The organism is Vreelandella lionensis (assembly GCF_044543515.1).
Lineage (GTDB): Bacteria > Pseudomonadota > Gammaproteobacteria > Pseudomonadales > Halomonadaceae > Vreelandella > Vreelandella lionensis.
In genome coordinates, this window is record NZ_JBITWC010000015.1 from 23,634 (window position 1) to 39,242 (window position 15,609).

Consider the following 15,609-nt stretch of genomic DNA (forward strand, 5'->3'; position numbering starts at 1 on the left):
GGATAGCCAATACGGACGCAACTCAGGGTTTTAAACAACCCCCCACTTTTTTAAAGCCTACATAAGCGGACAGAGTGAGTGTGGATAATCCAACCTGACGAATAAAGCCTATTTTTATACAAGCGTTTTACCGTTCATTACCCTTGACGGAACACCAAGCCCGCTGTATATCAATTGATACATCATTGAATTATCAAACGAGTATGGCGTCATGGATATTCACTTTTCTCAATACCAGCCCCCCAAAGCGGTCGCTTCCGGATTCTGGCAGCAGATCGGCTTGCCTGCCCGGGGCCGTAAGCTGCATGAGCTGCTACATGCAGGCGTGGAATATCGTGTCTATCCCCAACTTGCCAAGGTGTCAGGTATTGAGCAGAAAGCGCTGGCACGCTATGTGGATATCCCTTCTGCCACGCTGAGCCGCCGCGCCAAGTCGGGCCGTTTCAAGATGGCGGAAAGCGACCGGTTATATCGCTTTGCCGAGCTTTTCAAGGCGGCGCTGGATCTGTTCGAGGGTGACGCGGAGGGTGCCCGTGCCTGGCTGCTCAAGCCCAATGCCGGGCTAGGCGGGCGTCGCCCCGTCGAAATGAGCGCTACCTCGGCGGAGTACCAAACGGTACTGAACCTGATTGGGCGGTTGGAGCACGGGGTCTCGGTATGAGCGAGGTCACCGCTTACCGGCTGGTGAAGCGCAAGTTTCAGGAGACAGCGTTTGATGGCGAGGGCGCACGGCTTTACGGCGGGCGCTGGAACAGCCCAGGCAATGCCTGTGTGTATGTGGCAAGCTCAGAGTCGTTGGCGCTGCTGGAAATCATGGTGCATCTGGAAAGCTATCGGCTGCTCAACGCCTATGCGCTGCTGCGCCTGACGCTGCCCGCAGAGAGTATTTTACGCGTTGGCGTCGAAGACCTACCGGACCACTGGCAGGAAGCGCCAGCACCTGCGGAAACCGCCGACCTAGGCGATGGCTGGCTGGCAACCGGCCAGAGTTTGGCACTGGCGCTCCCCAGCGTGGTGGTGCCGAGAGAGCTTAATTACATGCTCAACCCGGCCCACCCCTTATTCGAGCAAGCCATTGCCAGCGCCGAGGTACTGCCGTTCCAACCCGATCCACGGCTGTAAACCGGGTGTGGATAACTTAAACCGTCAAATGCTGCTTAATCAGCTCGTTAGAGAGTTCGCTGATCTCGCCTTTGGCCACCGGGCGGCCGCGATCCATAATCACGAAGCGGTCGGCATATTTACGGGCGAAGGGCAGCTTTTGTTCCACCAGCAGCACCGTTAAACCATCCTCTTTGATTAGTTGGCGAATCACCTGGCCGATTTGAGCGACAATATTGGGCTGAATGCCCTCTCCCGGCTCATCAAGAATTAGCAGCTTAGGCTCAATCACCAGCGCGCGGCCAATGGCGAGCTGCTGCTGTTGCCCGCCGGATAAATCGCCGCCCCGGCGGTGCTTCATCTCTTTGAGCACCGGAAACAGCTCGTAGATACGCTCCGGGATTTTTTTCAGCCCGTCGCCTCGCGCGGCCAGCCCGGTGCGCAGGTTCTCCTCCACCGTGAGCAGCGGGAAGATCTGCCGCCCCTGGGGCACAAAACCGATGCCCAGTCGCGAACGCGCTTCCACGGCTTTTTTGGTGAGTTCGATCTCGCTGCCATCGCCCTGGTAGCGCAGCTGGCCGCTTTTCACCGCGACTTCGCCCATGATGGCTTTCATCAGGGTGGTTTTACCCACCCCGTTGCGGCCCATCACGCAGGTGCACTGCCCGGCGGGCACGTCTAGGTCTAAGTCCCACAGCGTATGGCTCTCGCCGTAGAACTGGTTGAGCTTTTCAATGGCTAACATCAGGCGCTCTCCTCTTCATCCGACCCTAAATACACCTCGACCACTTTGGGGTCGTTGGAGACCTGATCCATGCTGCCTTCGGCCAGCACGCTGCCCTGGTGCAGCACGGTCACCTTGCGCGCAATCGAGCGTACAAAGCCCATGTCGTGCTCTACCACCACCACCGACTGCTTGCCAGCAAGGCCGGTGAGCAGCTCGGCGGTGCGCTCCATCTCCTGCTCGGTCATCCCGGCCACCGGCTCATCCACCAGCAGCAGGCGCGGGCGCTGCATCAGCAGCATGCCAATCTCCAGCCACTGTTTTTGGCCGTGGGAGAGAATACCGGCAGGCTGAAAGCGCAGCGCAGTCAGGCCGATGGTTTCCAGCACGTCGTCAATGCGGTCTTTAATCTCCCCGGTCATGCGGGCAGTCAGCGTAGGGAAGATGCGCTTGTCGGCGGCCATCGCCAATTCCAGATTCTCGAATACGCTGAGCGCTTCGAACACTGTGGGCTTCTGGAACTTGCGGCCAATGCCGAGGCTGGCGATTTCCGGCTCGTTCATCTGTAGCAGGTTATGGCGGCTGCCGAACCACACGCTGCCTTCGGTGGGGCGGGTTTTGCCGGTGATGATATCCATCATGGTGGTTTTACCGGCCCCGTTGGGGCCGATAATGCAGCGCAGCTCGCCGTCGTCGATGGTCAGGTTCAGGTTATTGATCGCCTTGAAGCCATCAAAGCTGACGGTGACATCTTCCATATACAGAATCGGGCCGTGGCGCACGTCGACCGGCGAGGCCTCGGTGGCCATAAAATCAAACACCCGATCCCGCGCTTTTAGAGATTGTAATAGGCTCATGCGGCGGCCTCCTTGGGTGGGTGGCTATCCTCTTTACGGCGCTTTAGGTGGCCTAACAGCCCCGCTACACCTTTGGGCAGTAGCACCGTGACCAGCACGAATAGCGCGCCCAGAGCGAACAACCAGGCGTCGGGCATAATGCCGGTGAAGATGGTTTTGGCGTAGTTGACCAAAATTGCGCCGATCACCGCGCCGTACAGCGTGGCCCGGCCACCCAGCGCCACCCACAATACAATTTCAATCGAGAACAGCGGCGAGAATTCGCTGGGGTTAATAATGCCCACTTGCGGCACATAGAGCGCCCCGGCAAGGCCCGCCAGCATGGCCGAGACCACGAAGACAAACAGCTGGAAGCGCTCGACGCGGTAGCCAATAAAGCGCGTGCGCGCCTCGGCGTCCCGCGTGGCCACACATACCCGGCCCAGCTTGCTGGTTACGATTGCCCGGCAGAGGATATAGCCCAGCGCCAGCGCTACGCCGGTGGCAATAAACAGCCCCAAGCGCGTGGCATCGCTACGCAGGTTAAAGCCCAGCAGTTCGCGGAAGTCGGTCAAGCCGTTATTGCCGCCAAAACCCATCTCGTTACGGAAGAAGGCCAGCATCAGGGCAAACGTGAGAGCCTGGGTAATAATCGAGAGATACACCCCGGTGACCCGCGAGCGGAAGGCCAAAAAGCCGAACACCAGCGCCAGCAGCCCCGGTGCCAGTAGCACCATGGCAAAGGCAAACCAGGCCATATCGAAGCCGTGCCAGTACCAGGGCAGGCTGTCCCAGTTCAGGAACACCATAAAGTCCGGCAGTACCGGGTGGCCGTAGGTGCCACGGTCACCGATTTGGCGCATCAGGTACATGCCCATGGCGTAGCCGCCAATGGCGAAAAACGCCCCGTGCCCCAGGCTCAAGATGCCCAGGTAACCCCATACTAAATCTACCGCGACGGCGAGCAGCGCGTAGCTCAGGTACTTACCGAACAGGTTGACGGTGTAAGCGTTCACATGCAGCGGGTGCCCCTGGGGCACCGCCAGATGCAGCACGGTGACCAGCAGCAGCGCGGCCAACAGCACGCCTAGAAAGGTCTGAGTGGCCCGCTCACCGAACGGGCGCGTCAACCAAAACTGGCTGGATGTTGCTTGCGTCATCATGGGTTAGCCCTCCGCAGCCCGGCCCTTCTGCGGGAAGAGTCCACGCGGGCGTTTTTGAATAAACAGAATGATGAAGACCAGCACGATAATCTTGGCCAGCACCGCGCCCGCCCAAGGTTCCAGCACCTGGTTGATCACCCCCAGCGAGAGCCCCGCCACTAGCGTGCCCCACAGATTACCCACGCCGCCGAACACCACCACCATGAACGAGTCGATGATGTAGTTTTGTCCGAGGTTGGGGCCTACGTTGGTGAGCTGGGAGAGCGCCACGCCCGCCAAGCCCGCCACGCCGGAACCCAGCGCAAAGGTCATGATATCCACGCGGGTGGCGCGAATACCCATAGAGCGCGCCATGGCGCGGTTTTGGGTAACGGCACGCACTTCAAGCCCTAAGCGGGTGCGACGCATAATCAGCATCAGCGCAGCGAACACTACCAGCGCAAAGCCCAGCACAAACATCCGGTTGAGCGTGAGCGAAAGCGCGTCGTTGATCACCAGCGAGCCGCTCATCCACTCCGGCGTCACCACGGTGCGGTTGAGCGGTGAAATCACCGTACGCACCAGCTGCTGCAGAATCAGGCTGATACCGAAGGTTGCCAGCAGGGTTTCCAGCGGGCGGCCTTTGAGGAACTGGATCACACCCCGCTCAATGGCAATGCCCACCAGCGCGGCCACCATAAAGCCTGCGGGGATAGACAGAATCAGCGCCAGCCCCGGCTGGCCCGGCAGCAGCTGCTGCATCATCCAGGTGGTGTAGGCGCCTAACATCATTAGCTCGCCGTGGGCCATGTTGATCACGCCCATCACGCCAAAGGTAATCGCTAAGCCAATCGCTGCCAGCACCAGCACCGAGCCCAAGCTCAAGCCGAAATAGAGCGTTTCCAGGCCGCGGTTAATCTTGAGCTGCTGCTCAATGCCTGCCAGCGCCGTGGCTGCTGCCTCGGCAATAACAGGGTCGTCGCTATTAGCCGCACGGCCTAACGCCACGCGAGCACGCGGGTGAAGGCTGCCAGTGAGCGCCTCGACACCCGCCATCTCGCCCTGCTCGGCGCGGTAAATCGCCACCGCCTGAGCTAAGCGCGTGCGAACGTACTCATCTTCCGCGTCGGCAATCACCGGCGTCAGCGTCTCGGCCAGCTCGCCGTCCACTTCGCCCAGCAGACGGTCGGCGGAGGTACGGCGGCGCTCTACGTTAGGCGAGTAGAGGTCCACCACGGCAATGGCGCTACGTAGCTGGTTACGCAGCGCATTGTTGATGCCGATACGGTCCAGGTCGCGGCGGGACATTTCGCCCAGCGGCTCGTTAGTCAGCGCATCGGCCACCGGCCAGTCACGGCCACGGTTCTCGAGCACCAGCACGAAGCGGCCATCGTCGGTGCGCTGAAGGCGGCCATCCAACAGTGCCTGCAGCCAGTCGCGGGCGCGCTCATCGTCGCTTTGTAGAATAGCGGTAATGGCTTCGCCTTTATCGCGGTAGGAGTCCACATCCAGCGCGGTCAACAGCGCGAGTGCGGCTTGGTCATCGGGGTTCGAGGAGCTGCTTTGTGCCTGCGCCGACACGGCGGTGCCGAGTAGCATCAGGCACAGTAGCCCCAAGGAAAGGAAACGCCTCATGGGGTTCTTCCTTTGGTGATCAAATGGGAGAGGTAGCGTGCTCCCCTACTGCGCCATTGCGCTGGCGCAGTAGGGGACGAAAGTTACTCGGCGAGCGCTGCTTCGGCTTCTTCTGCTGCGGTGCTGCCACCACAGGAACCGTTCACAACGTTAAAGTTGCCGCACTCCATGGGCTTGCGCCAATCAGAGATCAGGTCACGGGAGCCCGGCAGGTAATCCGACCACGCATCACCGGCCACGGTAGAGGGCGTTTGCCAGACGATATCGAACTGACCGTTATCCTGAACTTCGCCGATCAGCACCGGCTTGGTGATGTGGTGGTTAGGCATCATCGCCGCGTAACCGCCGGAGAGGTTCGGCACGGTCACGCCGATAATCGCGTCTTTCACCGTATCCACGTCGGTGGTACCCGCTTTACGCACGGCTTCGGCCCACATGTTGAAGCCGATGTAGTGCGCTTCCATGGGGTCGTTGGTCACCGACATCTCGTCACCGGTGTGCTCGATCCAGGCGTCGATAAAGTCGTAGTTGGCGTCGGTATCCACGCTCATGAAGTAGTTCCAGGCGGCCAGGTGGCCCACTAGCGGCGCGGTGTCGATACCGGAAAGCTCCTGCTCACCCACCGAGAAGGCGATGACCGGAATGTCGGCGGCATCGATGCCCTGGTTAGCCAGCTCGCGGTAGAACGGCACGTTGGCGTCGCCGTTAATGGTAGAGATCACGGCGGTGGGCTTGCCCTCTTCGCCAAAGCGGCGGATTTCGGAGACGATGTTCTGCCAGTCCGAGTGACCAAACGGCGTGTAGTTGACCATGATGTCTTCTTCGGCCACACCGTGCTCATCTTTCAGGAACGCTTCCAAGATGCGGTTGGTGGTGCGCGGGTAGACGTAGTCGGTGCCGATCAGCGCGAAGCGCTCGATACCCACTTCGTTGATCAAATACTCAACGGCAGGAATGGCCTGCTGGTTAGGGGCGGCACCGGTGTAGAAGACGTTTTCAGACGACTCTTCGCCTTCGTACTGCACCGGGTAGAACAGCAGGCCGTTGAGCTCTTCTACCACTGGCAGCACCGCTTTACGGGAAACGGAGGTCCAGTTGCCGAAGATCACATCCACTTCTTCCTGGGCCAGCAGCTCGCGGGCGCGCTCGGCAAACAGCGGCCAGTTAGACGCGGGGTCGACCACCACGGCTTCTAGCTGACGGCCCAGCAGGCCACCGGCTTCGTTCTGCTGCTCAATAAGCATTTCCACGGTGTCTTTCAGGGTCGATTCACTGATAGCCATGGTGCCAGAGAGCGAGTGCAAAATACCGACTTTGATCGGGTCGTCGTCTTGGGCCACCGCTTGCGCGCTGGCGCCCATCACAGCGGCGGTGATCAGGGCAGTGGCGAAACGGCTAAGGGTACGTGGGTGTGTCTTGCGCTGCAGTGTGGTCACTTGAACCTCCTTGCGCCCCTTATGGTTGGGGCTCGTGTTTGGGGTACCGCGACCAAGCGTTGTCGTTATTGAGGCGACGGGGCACTTGGTGCGTCCACTCGTGGGTAGCGAGCCATGGCTCGTTATTCACACGTCGCTATTCATGCTGCAAGGGGTGCGCCAGATTAAAGCAAAGACTATTAATAAAAATAGAATCAAATACTTAGCAGTTTTCAAAAAACACTGTTTTATGCCGCGTGCACAAATATGACGCAATTAGTAAGCCGTCATGCACGCTTGTTATGCACCAATAGGATGCCTTGCACCACAAGAGGGTATTGTCACCGCCAATAAAAAAGCGCCCTAGGAGACCTAGAGCGCCGAGGAGTAAAGCGTTGGCGTTTAGTTAGCCGCCGCAGCCGCCTTGCTACGCCGCTTTTTAAGCAGCGGCAGGCCCAGGGAGAGCACCGCGATGACCAGTAGCGCCAGCGAGATCGGCTTATCGATAAAGGTGGTCCAGTCGCCACCAGAGATCTGCAGCGCCCGGCGCATGGACTCTTCCATAATGTTACCCAGGATCAGCGCCAGAATCAGCGGCGCGGTGGGGAAGCCAAACAGGCGCATGCCCAAGCCCAACAGGCCAAAGCCCAACAGCAGCAGCAGGTCGAAGACGCTAAAGCTCATGCCGTAAACGCCGATCATGCAGAAGATCAGAATCATCGACAGCAGCAGCGGGCGCGGTAGGTCGAGGATTTTAGCGATCAGCGGGATCAGCGGCAGGTTCAGTACCAGCAGGAAGATGTTGCCGATATACATACTGGCAATCACGCCCCAAAACACATCCGGACGTTGCTCCAGCATCATCGGGCCAGGGGTGACGCCCATTACCAGCAGCGCGCCCAGCAGTACCGCCGTGGTGCCGGAACCCGGTACACCTAGGGTTAAAAGCGGCACGAAAGAGCCGGTACAGGCGGCGTTGTTCGCCGCTTCCGGCGCGGCCACGCCCTTAATGTTGCCCTGGCCAAAGGTGTCGCCATCTTTCGCCAGGCGCTTCTCCATGCTGTAGCCCAGGAAGGAGCCAATAGTGGCGCCCGCCCCCGGCAGTACGCCGGTGAAGAAACCAAGTACGGAGCTGCGGCCAATCGGGCCAGCAATTTTCTTCACTTCGCCACGGCTCAGTTTCAGCGAGCCAATCACATTGCGCGGCACCTCTTTACCGCCGCCGCCACGCAGCAGCATGTAGAACACTTCCGCCAGGGCGAAGATACCCAGCGCCACCACCAGAAAGTCGATACCGTCGAGCAGTTGAATCGAGTTGAAGGTAAAGCGTTCAGTACCGGTTTGCGTGTCGATCCCCACAATCGAGATCATCACACCCACTACCGCCGCAATCAGGCCTTTTACCAAGGATTTATCCGACAGTGACACCACCGCCGTTAAGCCCAGCACCATCAGTGCAAAGTACTCAGCAGGGCCAAAGCTTACCGCCACTTTGGAGAGCAGCGGTGCCACCAGCATCAAAAAGATCACCGATACCGTACCGCCGATAAAGGAGGCATACGCCGCAATGGCCAGTGCCTTACCCGCCATGCCCTGCTTGGCCATCGGGTAGCCGTCAAAGGAGGTTGCCACCGTGCCCGCCACGCCGGGGGCGTTGAGCAGAATGGATGAGGTCGAGCCGCCGAAAATAGCGCCGTAATAGACCCCTGCCATCAGAATCAAACCGGAGGAGGGCTCCATGGCAAAGGTAATCGGAATCATCAGCGCCAGCGCGCTGATCGGCCCCAGGCCCGGCAGCATACCGATAATGGTACCGGCAAACACACCGGCGAAAACGTAAGCGATATTGATTGGCTCAAGCGCGATGCCAAAGCCATACATCAGATTGTTTAAGGCATCCATGGGAGTGTCTCTCGTTAAAACCCGCTAAGCGTGCGTCAGCACGCCCTGCTTAGAACGGCAGTACGCCGGTGGGCAGGTAAACATCCATTACCCGCGTCATGGTCAGGTAAAGGGCCAGTACCACACCCAGCGATGCCGCCAGGTTGACGCCGTGGCGGCGATAGCCGTAGTAGGCGGTTAAACCAACGCTTAAGAGCGTGGAGGCCAAGACAAAGCCCAGCGGCACCAGCAAAAACGCATAGGCGGCAATGGCTAGCGAGGTCACGATGACACGCGCCCAAGGAGTGAACAGCAGCGGGCCGTTGGTGGCCTCATGGTCGATCTCATCGGCCCCGGCAATAGCGCTCGGCTTTTCAAAAAACAGCAGCGCCGCCAGCAGCAGCAGAGACACACCCAATACTTTGGGGAACAGGTCGGAATCCACCGGGCGCGGTAAGGGGAACGTCGGGATTTGCCAAGCCATGGCTAAATAAGCAGCCGCCACCAGTGCCAGTACAAGCGCTAGCCACTGGTTAGTATTCAATCGGGTCATTGGGATTTCTCCGAAGGAGCCAACGCGGATGCGCTGGCCCTCGCGGTAACAGACAGAAGATCCCAGCGGCGTGGCGCCACCGGGGAATCTCTAACGGGCGCTGGCGCTTACTGGCGCAGCAGGCCCAGATCGGTCAGCACGCTGCTGAACTGCTCTTGCTGATCGTCCAGGAAGGCACCAAACGTTTCGCTATCCTGGTAGGCATCGATCCAGCCCAGCTGGTCGCTGGCTTCGCGCCATGCGTCGGTTTCGAGCATTTCAGCGAATAGCGTTTCGTAGTACTCCACCGCTTCTTCCGGCATTTCCGGCGCGCCCATCACGCCACGCCAGATATCGAAGGTGTAATCTAAGCCCTGCTCTTGGTAGGTGGGCACTTCGGCCAAACCGCCGCCCAGACGCTCTTCAGAAGAGACGCCCAGAGCGTGCAGCTGGCTGCCTTCGCCAAGCTGGCCCACGGCTTCACCAGCACCACCGATCACCGCTTCAATGTGGCCGCCCATCAGGTTGGTCATGGCATCGCCGCCGCCAGAGAACGGGATATAGTTCACTGCCGAGGGCTCCATTCCCGCCGCCGACGCCAAGCCCGCCATCGAGATGTGGTCCATGGAGCCTGGCGCACTGCCGCCGCCCACACTCAGGCCGGGGTTGGCTTTGAGCGCTTCAAACAGGTCATCCAGGGTTTGGTATTCGGAATCCGCCGCGACCAGAATAATCGAGTAGTCGGTGTTGATACGCGCAATCGGCGTGAAGTTGGTGTGGTCGTAGCGGGAAGCGCCTGCCAGCGGCACCAGAATCATCGGCGGGCTGGTGGCAAACAGTTTGTGGGGGTTGCCGCTATCGCGGGCGACCTGGGCCCACGCCACGGCACCGCCGCCGCCAGGTACGTTGATCGCTGCAAAACTCTCATCCGCCAGGGACTCTTGCTGAATCACGCGGGACATGGTGCGTACCAGGGTGTCCCAGCCGCCACCGGGGTTAGCCGGCGCAATAAATTCGATAGAACGGCTCGGGGTCCATTCTTGCGCTTGGGCAGATATCGTCATGGCCAGGGCAGCCATCGGCAGGGCAAGCACGGCGATGCGCTTTAGGGGTAGCGTCGTCATTGGCGTTCTCCACATTGTTATTTAAACAGTGTTGTTATTAACGTTGGCTTATTGTTAACCAAGCTTCTTCATACGCAGAGTTAATAAACGGCGCCGGGCACTCGGCTATTAACTTTGTGTGGTTACGCAGCGAACGTTAGAAGAGCGCCACCCCTAGCGGCAAGCTTATGACCATAAACGACAAATTGTTCTTTTTGTGCGTTTTGTTCATTTTGTTCACGCAGACATGCTTATAACGTTTCTAGCCACCCCTTAGCGGCGCCTAGCAGCCGATAGCGCCGTTCGGGGCGGCCCACATCGCCATACCCTAGCTCAGCGCTCACCGCCTGTTCAGCGACTAAAAACTCCAAATAGCGCCGCGCGGTTGAGCGGCTGGCGCCCATGGTGCGTGCTACCTGCATCGCGGTGAGCGAGTCGGGCGCGGCAGCCAGCGCATCCACCACCCGGCGCAGCGTTAAGCGGTCGATGCCCTTGGGTAGCGCTCGGCTGTCGGAGCGTGTGGGTTCGCTCGGGGTAACCCGGGCCAACACGTGATCCAACTCGTCCTGGCTCATCTCGGCACGGTTCGCCAGCACTTCACGCTCGCGGCGGAAGCGGGTCAACATCTGGTTCATGCGGGCCGCTTCAATGGGTTTGATCAGATAATCGAATATGCCGCCGCGCAGCGCCTCGCTAATGGTCTCCACCTCCTTGGCGGCGGTCACCATCACAATATCCACATGCACGTAGTCGCGGCGAATGGCCCACAGTAGCTCCAGCCCTTCAACATCCGGCAGGTAGGCATCCAGCAAAATCAGTTGAATTTCGGCGGCGTGCTGGGCCATCAGCGCCTTGGCTTCACTGCCGTTGCGCGCCATGCCGACCACATAAAACCCGTCGCTCTGCTCAATAAAGGCGCGGTGGATATCGGCGATGCGAAAATCGTCTTCGACGACCAAAATGCCGTATTGCGTCGCAGACATGGTGTTTCCTCTTATTTATTAGCGTCGTCATTATTCGTGTCGTTATGAGGGCGCAGGCTCGGTGGCGGCCTCGGCGCATAGCGAGCGGTCCAGCACGGCAATAAAGCATGCGCCGCCCAGTTCGCTCTCTTCCAGCGTCACTGCGCCCCCGTGCTGGCGGCACAGCCGCGCCACCAGGGCCAGCCCTATGCCCCGATGCTTGCCGGTTTTGGTGGAAAATCCTTCGGCAAAAATCGACTCCGCATGCTCGGCGGGCACCCCGGCACCGTTATCTTCCACTTCAATAAGTAGCTGCTCGCCCAGGTCGGTGAAAAACAGCCGCACAGTGGGCTGGTCGCCGTGAGGGCCGTTGAGCGCGGCGTGGCAGGCGTTATCCAGTAAGTTACCCACCACGCTCATCATGACCTCTTGGCCGGTGGGCGTTAGCGGGCAGGAGAGCGAGCTCTGCTCGTCGATTTCTAACGTAACGCCCAGCTCGCGGGCGCGGGTGAGTTTGCCCAGCAGCGTGCCGCTCAATACCGCATCCGCCACGTGGCGCATTAAAAAGCTCATTTGCGCCTGGGCGCGCTCGGTTTCCTGATGAATCAGCGCCAGCGCTTCGTCGATACGCTGCAACTGCAACAGGCCGGAGATGGTGTAGAGCTTGTTGGAGAACTCGTGGGCCTGGGCGCGCAGCATATCCACATCGCGACTGGCTTGGGTGAGTGCTTGGGAGAGGTCGATAATTTCTCGGCGGCTACGAAAAGTGGCCACAGCCCCTTCTATTTCCCCTTCATGCAGAATCGGCACGCGGTTGACCACCACCGGATGATCCCCCAGCCACATCTCCTGGTCGAACTCCTGCTCACCGCGCTTTAATACTTCCAACAGCCGCGAGTTGGGCACCACTTCACGGATCGGCTGGCCGAGCAACACATGCTCGTCGGGCAGTTCTAAAAAGCGCCGCGCCTGCTGGTTCACCAGGGTGATATGGCCATCCCGGTTCACCGCGAGAATGCCTTCGTGAATCGATTGCAGGATGGCCTCTTTCTCCATCGCCAAGCGGGCGATTTCGTAAGGCTCCAGCCCTAAAATGATCTTTTTCAAGTGCTGCGACAGCCAGTAAGCACCGGCGAACCCCAGCATAATCATCAGCGCCACCAGCGCCCAGCCGAGGCTGGTGTAGCGGGCCACGTCCATATCGACGCGATCGAGCATAAAGCCCACCGAGACCACCCCGATGATATTGCCCTCCTCATCCCACACCGGCGTTTTGCCGCGCATGGCCGTACCCAGCGTGCCGGTGGCTTCGGAGACATACGACTGGCCATAGATCAGCGCCTGGTCGTTATCGCCGCCCACCATGGGCTGGCCGATACGCTCGGGCACAGGGTGGGAGTAGCGGATCGATTGGGCATTACCCACCACCACGTAGCGCGCACCGGTCTCCTGGCGCACTCGTTCGGCAAGGGGCTGAATAATGGAGGAGGGGTCAGGAGAGGAAAAAGCGTTTACAATCTGCGGCATCCCGGCCACGGTTTTGGCCACAGCCAGTGCCCGCTCGCCCATTTGGTGGGTGATGATCTCGGCTTTGCGGTGGTTCAAATAGGTGCCCTGGGCCAGCAACATGCCCGATAACAGTAGCCCCACCAGCATCATTACCTGTAGGCGAAAACTGCGCTTATACCAGCGGCGCTTGGCGCGGGTGCGGCGCCAGCGCTGTAATTCGGCCAGCGTTCTAGGGCGGGGGGCGGTCATAACGGAACTCACAATGCGCGACAGCGTCATTATGGCACGCAGCGCCAAGCGGCGTTAGTCGTTGCGCTTTCACCTCACTTTGCTTATATAGCAGCCACTTACTGAACCCAAGCTCAAGGAGGAGTGTCGTGCGACATTTGCTACGCTCACTGGTATTCACTAGCAGCGCACTTTGGGCGACCGGCGTTGCGGCCTCGCCGTTCTATGCGCCGCCGCCTCCGAAAGAGGACACCCCCGAATTTAGCGGCGATGCGGAGCTTGGTTTTACCCATCTTTCTGGCAACACCGACAGCCAAACCCTGATCGGCAAGACCCGCCTGACCTGGCTAACGGGGCAGTTGACCCATTCGCTACGCGGTGAAGTGCGTAATGTGAGTAAGGATGGCGAAACCAGCGCCGAGCAGTATTTATTGGCCGGGCGCGAGCGCTACGACTTCAGCGGGCCGCACTATTTATTTGGTTTTGCCCGCTGGGAGAAGGACCGTTTTGCCGGGTACGACCAACAGCTTTCGGTAATTGGTGGCTATGGACGGCAGTTGTTAGAGAATAAGCAGCACACGCTCTCGCTGGAAGCAGGCCCGGGTTACCGCAATGATCGCCTGCGAAAAGAAGATAACCAACAGTTGGCCGTGGCCTATACCGCGCTGGACTACCGCTACCGATTCTCTGATTACGCTGATATTGCCCAGGAGATGTCGGTAGAGTACACCGATGCAAACACCACCGGCCGTTCGCTAACGGCGCTTACCGCCCGTCTTAACGCTAGGCTGTCGCTGCGCCTCTCTTATGAAGTGAAGCACAACTCACAACCCCCGGAGGATGCCAGCGAGCGCACTGATACCACGACCAGCGCCTCGCTGCTGTATCGCTGGTAGCACCATCATGGTGCTACCCACGCCGATTAGAAGTGAAATTTAACCAGTGCACTCACCGCGCTTTCCGTATCCATAACGCTGTCGGAAAGGCCATATTTATGGTGCCAGTAGGAGTACTCAATCCCTGCGTAGAGCACCCCTGGACGGCCACGGTAGTGCCCTAAGTCTAATTTTAGCTGTGGGTTGAAATGAAACTCTGCGTCATGGTCCGATGCCGACGTTGAGTAGTCGATATAGCCATCAAACAGAAAACGCGATGCACCCACCTCAAACGGCGCACCCCAGGTGAGCGTCATTTGCAGATCATCGGCGATTTCACTGTTATTGACGTAGTAGAACGTGCTGTTGAAGTACGTTGTGCCTGGCACGTCCCAGGCGAAGCTCACGCCTGTCAGAATGTTGGTAGCATTGGTGCCGCCGCCAAATTCATAGGTTCCTGCTAGCGACACATCTTTAAGCGCGCCCCGCTGCAAATCGACGCCACTTAGCCAGCCAAGGCTGAGCGTTGGGGAGAATTCGCCATACAGATCGTCGTCACCATCGGCTTTACCTCGCCCTTGGTTACGATCCACAAACAAAAAAGTGCCGCCCCAGTCGTGTGCCGTCACGTTTTCAAAGGTGACATAGGTATCGGTGCGCTCATTACGCCCAAACGCTTGGTACTGATCGCTATATAGCAGCGAGATACTTGAGTCTGAAAATAATTTTTCAGCCGAGGCAAGCGGTGATATCAACATGGCAGCGGCTAAACTAGCGATGGGTAAATATTTCATTGGGTCCCCTTATTGTTCAACACTGGCTATGCCAGCAAATTCAGTTAAACCGCAGCGGTACTTCGCCGCTACGGCGTTTCTTTTCTCAACTACGGTGTGCCCAGGCAGTCATACGCTTTTCTAATTGGGCAAACAGTTCGTACATCACCATGGCCATCGCGCTGATCACCAGCAGCCCGGCAAATACCAGCCCCATACGCATTTGCGAACCAGCGCTCATCATCAGGTAGCCGATGCCCTGGTTAGAGGCGACGGTTTCCGATACGACGGTGCCCACAAACGCTAGGGTGATGGCGATTTTCAACGAGGCAAAAAAGTACGGCAGCGAACGCGGCAGCCCTACTTTCAAAAGCACATCCATGCGCCGCGCACCCAGTACTCGCAGCACGTCTTCCATTTCTGGCTCCAGGGTTGCCAGCCCTGTGGCCACATTCACGACAATGGGAAAAAAGCAGATTAAAAAGGCAGTGAGAATCGCAGGTACCGAACCGATACCAAACCAGACCACCAGAATTGGCACAAAGGCCACTTTAGGAATGGCATTAAACCCCACCAGCAGCGGGTAGCAGGCGTTATACAAAAAGCGCGACGAGCCGATGATAAAGCCCAGCACTAACCCGACCGCCACTCCCAACCCAAAGCCGATCAGCGTGGTCCAGAAGGTTTGCCAAGAGTGCTGACCAATGGGGCCTGCATAGGTAATCAACGCCTGCGCGGTTTCCAAGGCGCTGGGGAAGATAAAGCTCGGTACGTTAAATAGCCGCACCGTGACTTCCCAGATAATCACCAGTACCACCACCGCGATCCAGGGCGCCAGACGTTCAATCAGTTTGCTATTTACGGTCATAAAAAAATGCCTTAATGGTGCCGAC

Annotated in this window: 15 protein-coding genes; 3 read left to right on the forward strand and 12 right to left on the reverse strand. The window is 58.8% G+C overall.

Annotation, left to right across the window (positions count from 1 at the left end; genetic code table 11):
• Nucleotides 1-211 precede the first annotated feature (211 nt).
• Together parS and ACIGG6_RS10730 are read left to right on the forward strand one after the other, a co-directional pair.
• Complete coding sequence (gene parS, locus ACIGG6_RS10725; protein ID WP_399844418.1) at nt 212-661, forward strand: type II RES/Xre toxin-antitoxin system antitoxin; 450 nt, start codon at nt 212-214, stop codon at nt 659-661.
• Nucleotides 658-1,122 (forward strand): RES family NAD+ phosphorylase, encoded by a 465-nt coding sequence (locus tag ACIGG6_RS10730; protein WP_399844419.1) that lies wholly within the window; start codon nt 658-660, stop codon nt 1,120-1,122. Before parS ends, ACIGG6_RS10730 begins: the two co-directional genes overlap by 4 nt.
• Before the next feature lie 16 nt (nt 1,123-1,138).
• On the opposite strand, the gene urtE is transcribed toward ACIGG6_RS10730, so the two are convergent.
• From urtE to ACIGG6_RS10780, 10 genes are all read right to left on the reverse strand, one after another.
• Nucleotides 1,139-1,846, reverse strand: a complete 708-nt coding sequence (gene urtE / locus ACIGG6_RS10735; RefSeq protein WP_139525965.1) for an urea ABC transporter ATP-binding subunit UrtE — start codon at nt 1,844-1,846, stop codon at nt 1,139-1,141.
• Entirely contained in the window at nt 1,846-2,682 is an 837-nt protein-coding gene (gene urtD / locus ACIGG6_RS10740; RefSeq protein ID WP_159343467.1) for an urea ABC transporter ATP-binding protein UrtD, read from the reverse strand. The genes urtE and urtD overlap by 1 nt, the downstream gene beginning before the upstream one ends.
• Nucleotides 2,679-3,824 carry an urea ABC transporter permease subunit UrtC gene (gene urtC, locus ACIGG6_RS10745; RefSeq protein ID WP_399844421.1) on the reverse strand — a complete coding sequence of 382 codons (1,146 nt, stop codon included), beginning with the start codon at nt 3,822-3,824 and terminating at the stop codon, nt 2,679-2,681. Before urtC ends, urtD begins: the two co-directional genes overlap by 4 nt.
• 3 nt (nt 3,825-3,827) lie before the next feature.
• Entirely contained in the window at nt 3,828-5,438 is a 1,611-nt protein-coding gene (urtB, locus tag ACIGG6_RS10750) for an urea ABC transporter permease subunit UrtB (protein ID WP_399844423.1), read from the reverse strand.
• A gap of 83 nt (nt 5,439-5,521) precedes the next feature.
• Nucleotides 5,522-6,874, reverse strand: a complete 1,353-nt coding sequence (urtA, locus tag ACIGG6_RS10755) for an urea ABC transporter substrate-binding protein (RefSeq protein WP_305947328.1) — start codon at nt 6,872-6,874, stop codon at nt 5,522-5,524.
• 381 nt (nt 6,875-7,255) lie between these two features.
• Nucleotides 7,256-8,755, reverse strand: coding sequence for a tripartite tricarboxylate transporter permease (locus tag ACIGG6_RS10760; protein ID WP_399844425.1), 1,500 nt, complete (start codon nt 8,753-8,755; stop codon nt 7,256-7,258).
• Nucleotides 8,756-8,804: 49 nt separating this feature from the next.
• On the reverse strand, nt 8,805-9,287 hold the full coding sequence (locus ACIGG6_RS10765; protein ID WP_054644893.1) for a tripartite tricarboxylate transporter TctB family protein: 483 nt from the start codon (nt 9,285-9,287) through the stop codon (nt 8,805-8,807).
• 107 nt (nt 9,288-9,394) lie between these two features.
• Complete coding sequence (locus ACIGG6_RS10770) at nt 9,395-10,390, reverse strand: Bug family tripartite tricarboxylate transporter substrate binding protein (RefSeq protein ID WP_399844426.1); 996 nt, start codon at nt 10,388-10,390, stop codon at nt 9,395-9,397.
• 230 nt (nt 10,391-10,620) lie between these two features.
• A complete protein-coding gene (locus ACIGG6_RS10775) occupies nt 10,621-11,352 on the reverse strand; it encodes a response regulator (protein ID WP_399844428.1) in 732 nt (243 codons plus the stop codon).
• 42 nt (nt 11,353-11,394) lie between these two features.
• Complete coding sequence (locus ACIGG6_RS10780) at nt 11,395-13,089, reverse strand: ATP-binding protein (protein WP_399844430.1); 1,695 nt, start codon at nt 13,087-13,089, stop codon at nt 11,395-11,397.
• A gap of 137 nt (nt 13,090-13,226) precedes the next feature.
• On the opposite strand from ACIGG6_RS10780, the gene ACIGG6_RS10785 reads away from it, so the two are divergent.
• Entirely contained in the window at nt 13,227-13,964 is a 738-nt protein-coding gene (locus tag ACIGG6_RS10785) for a YdiY family protein (RefSeq protein ID WP_399844477.1), read from the forward strand.
• Between the two features lie 26 nt (nt 13,965-13,990).
• On the opposite strand, the gene ACIGG6_RS10790 is transcribed toward ACIGG6_RS10785, so the two are convergent.
• Both ACIGG6_RS10790 and ACIGG6_RS10795 read right to left on the reverse strand, forming a co-directional pair.
• Nucleotides 13,991-14,737 carry an outer membrane protein OmpK gene (locus ACIGG6_RS10790; RefSeq protein WP_083022995.1) on the reverse strand — a complete coding sequence of 249 codons (747 nt, stop codon included), beginning with the start codon at nt 14,735-14,737 and terminating at the stop codon, nt 13,991-13,993.
• An 85-nt stretch (nt 14,738-14,822) separates the two neighbouring features.
• Nucleotides 14,823-15,584, reverse strand: a complete 762-nt coding sequence (locus ACIGG6_RS10795; RefSeq protein WP_399844431.1) for an ABC transporter permease — start codon at nt 15,582-15,584, stop codon at nt 14,823-14,825.
• Nucleotides 15,585-15,609 lie beyond the last annotated feature (25 nt).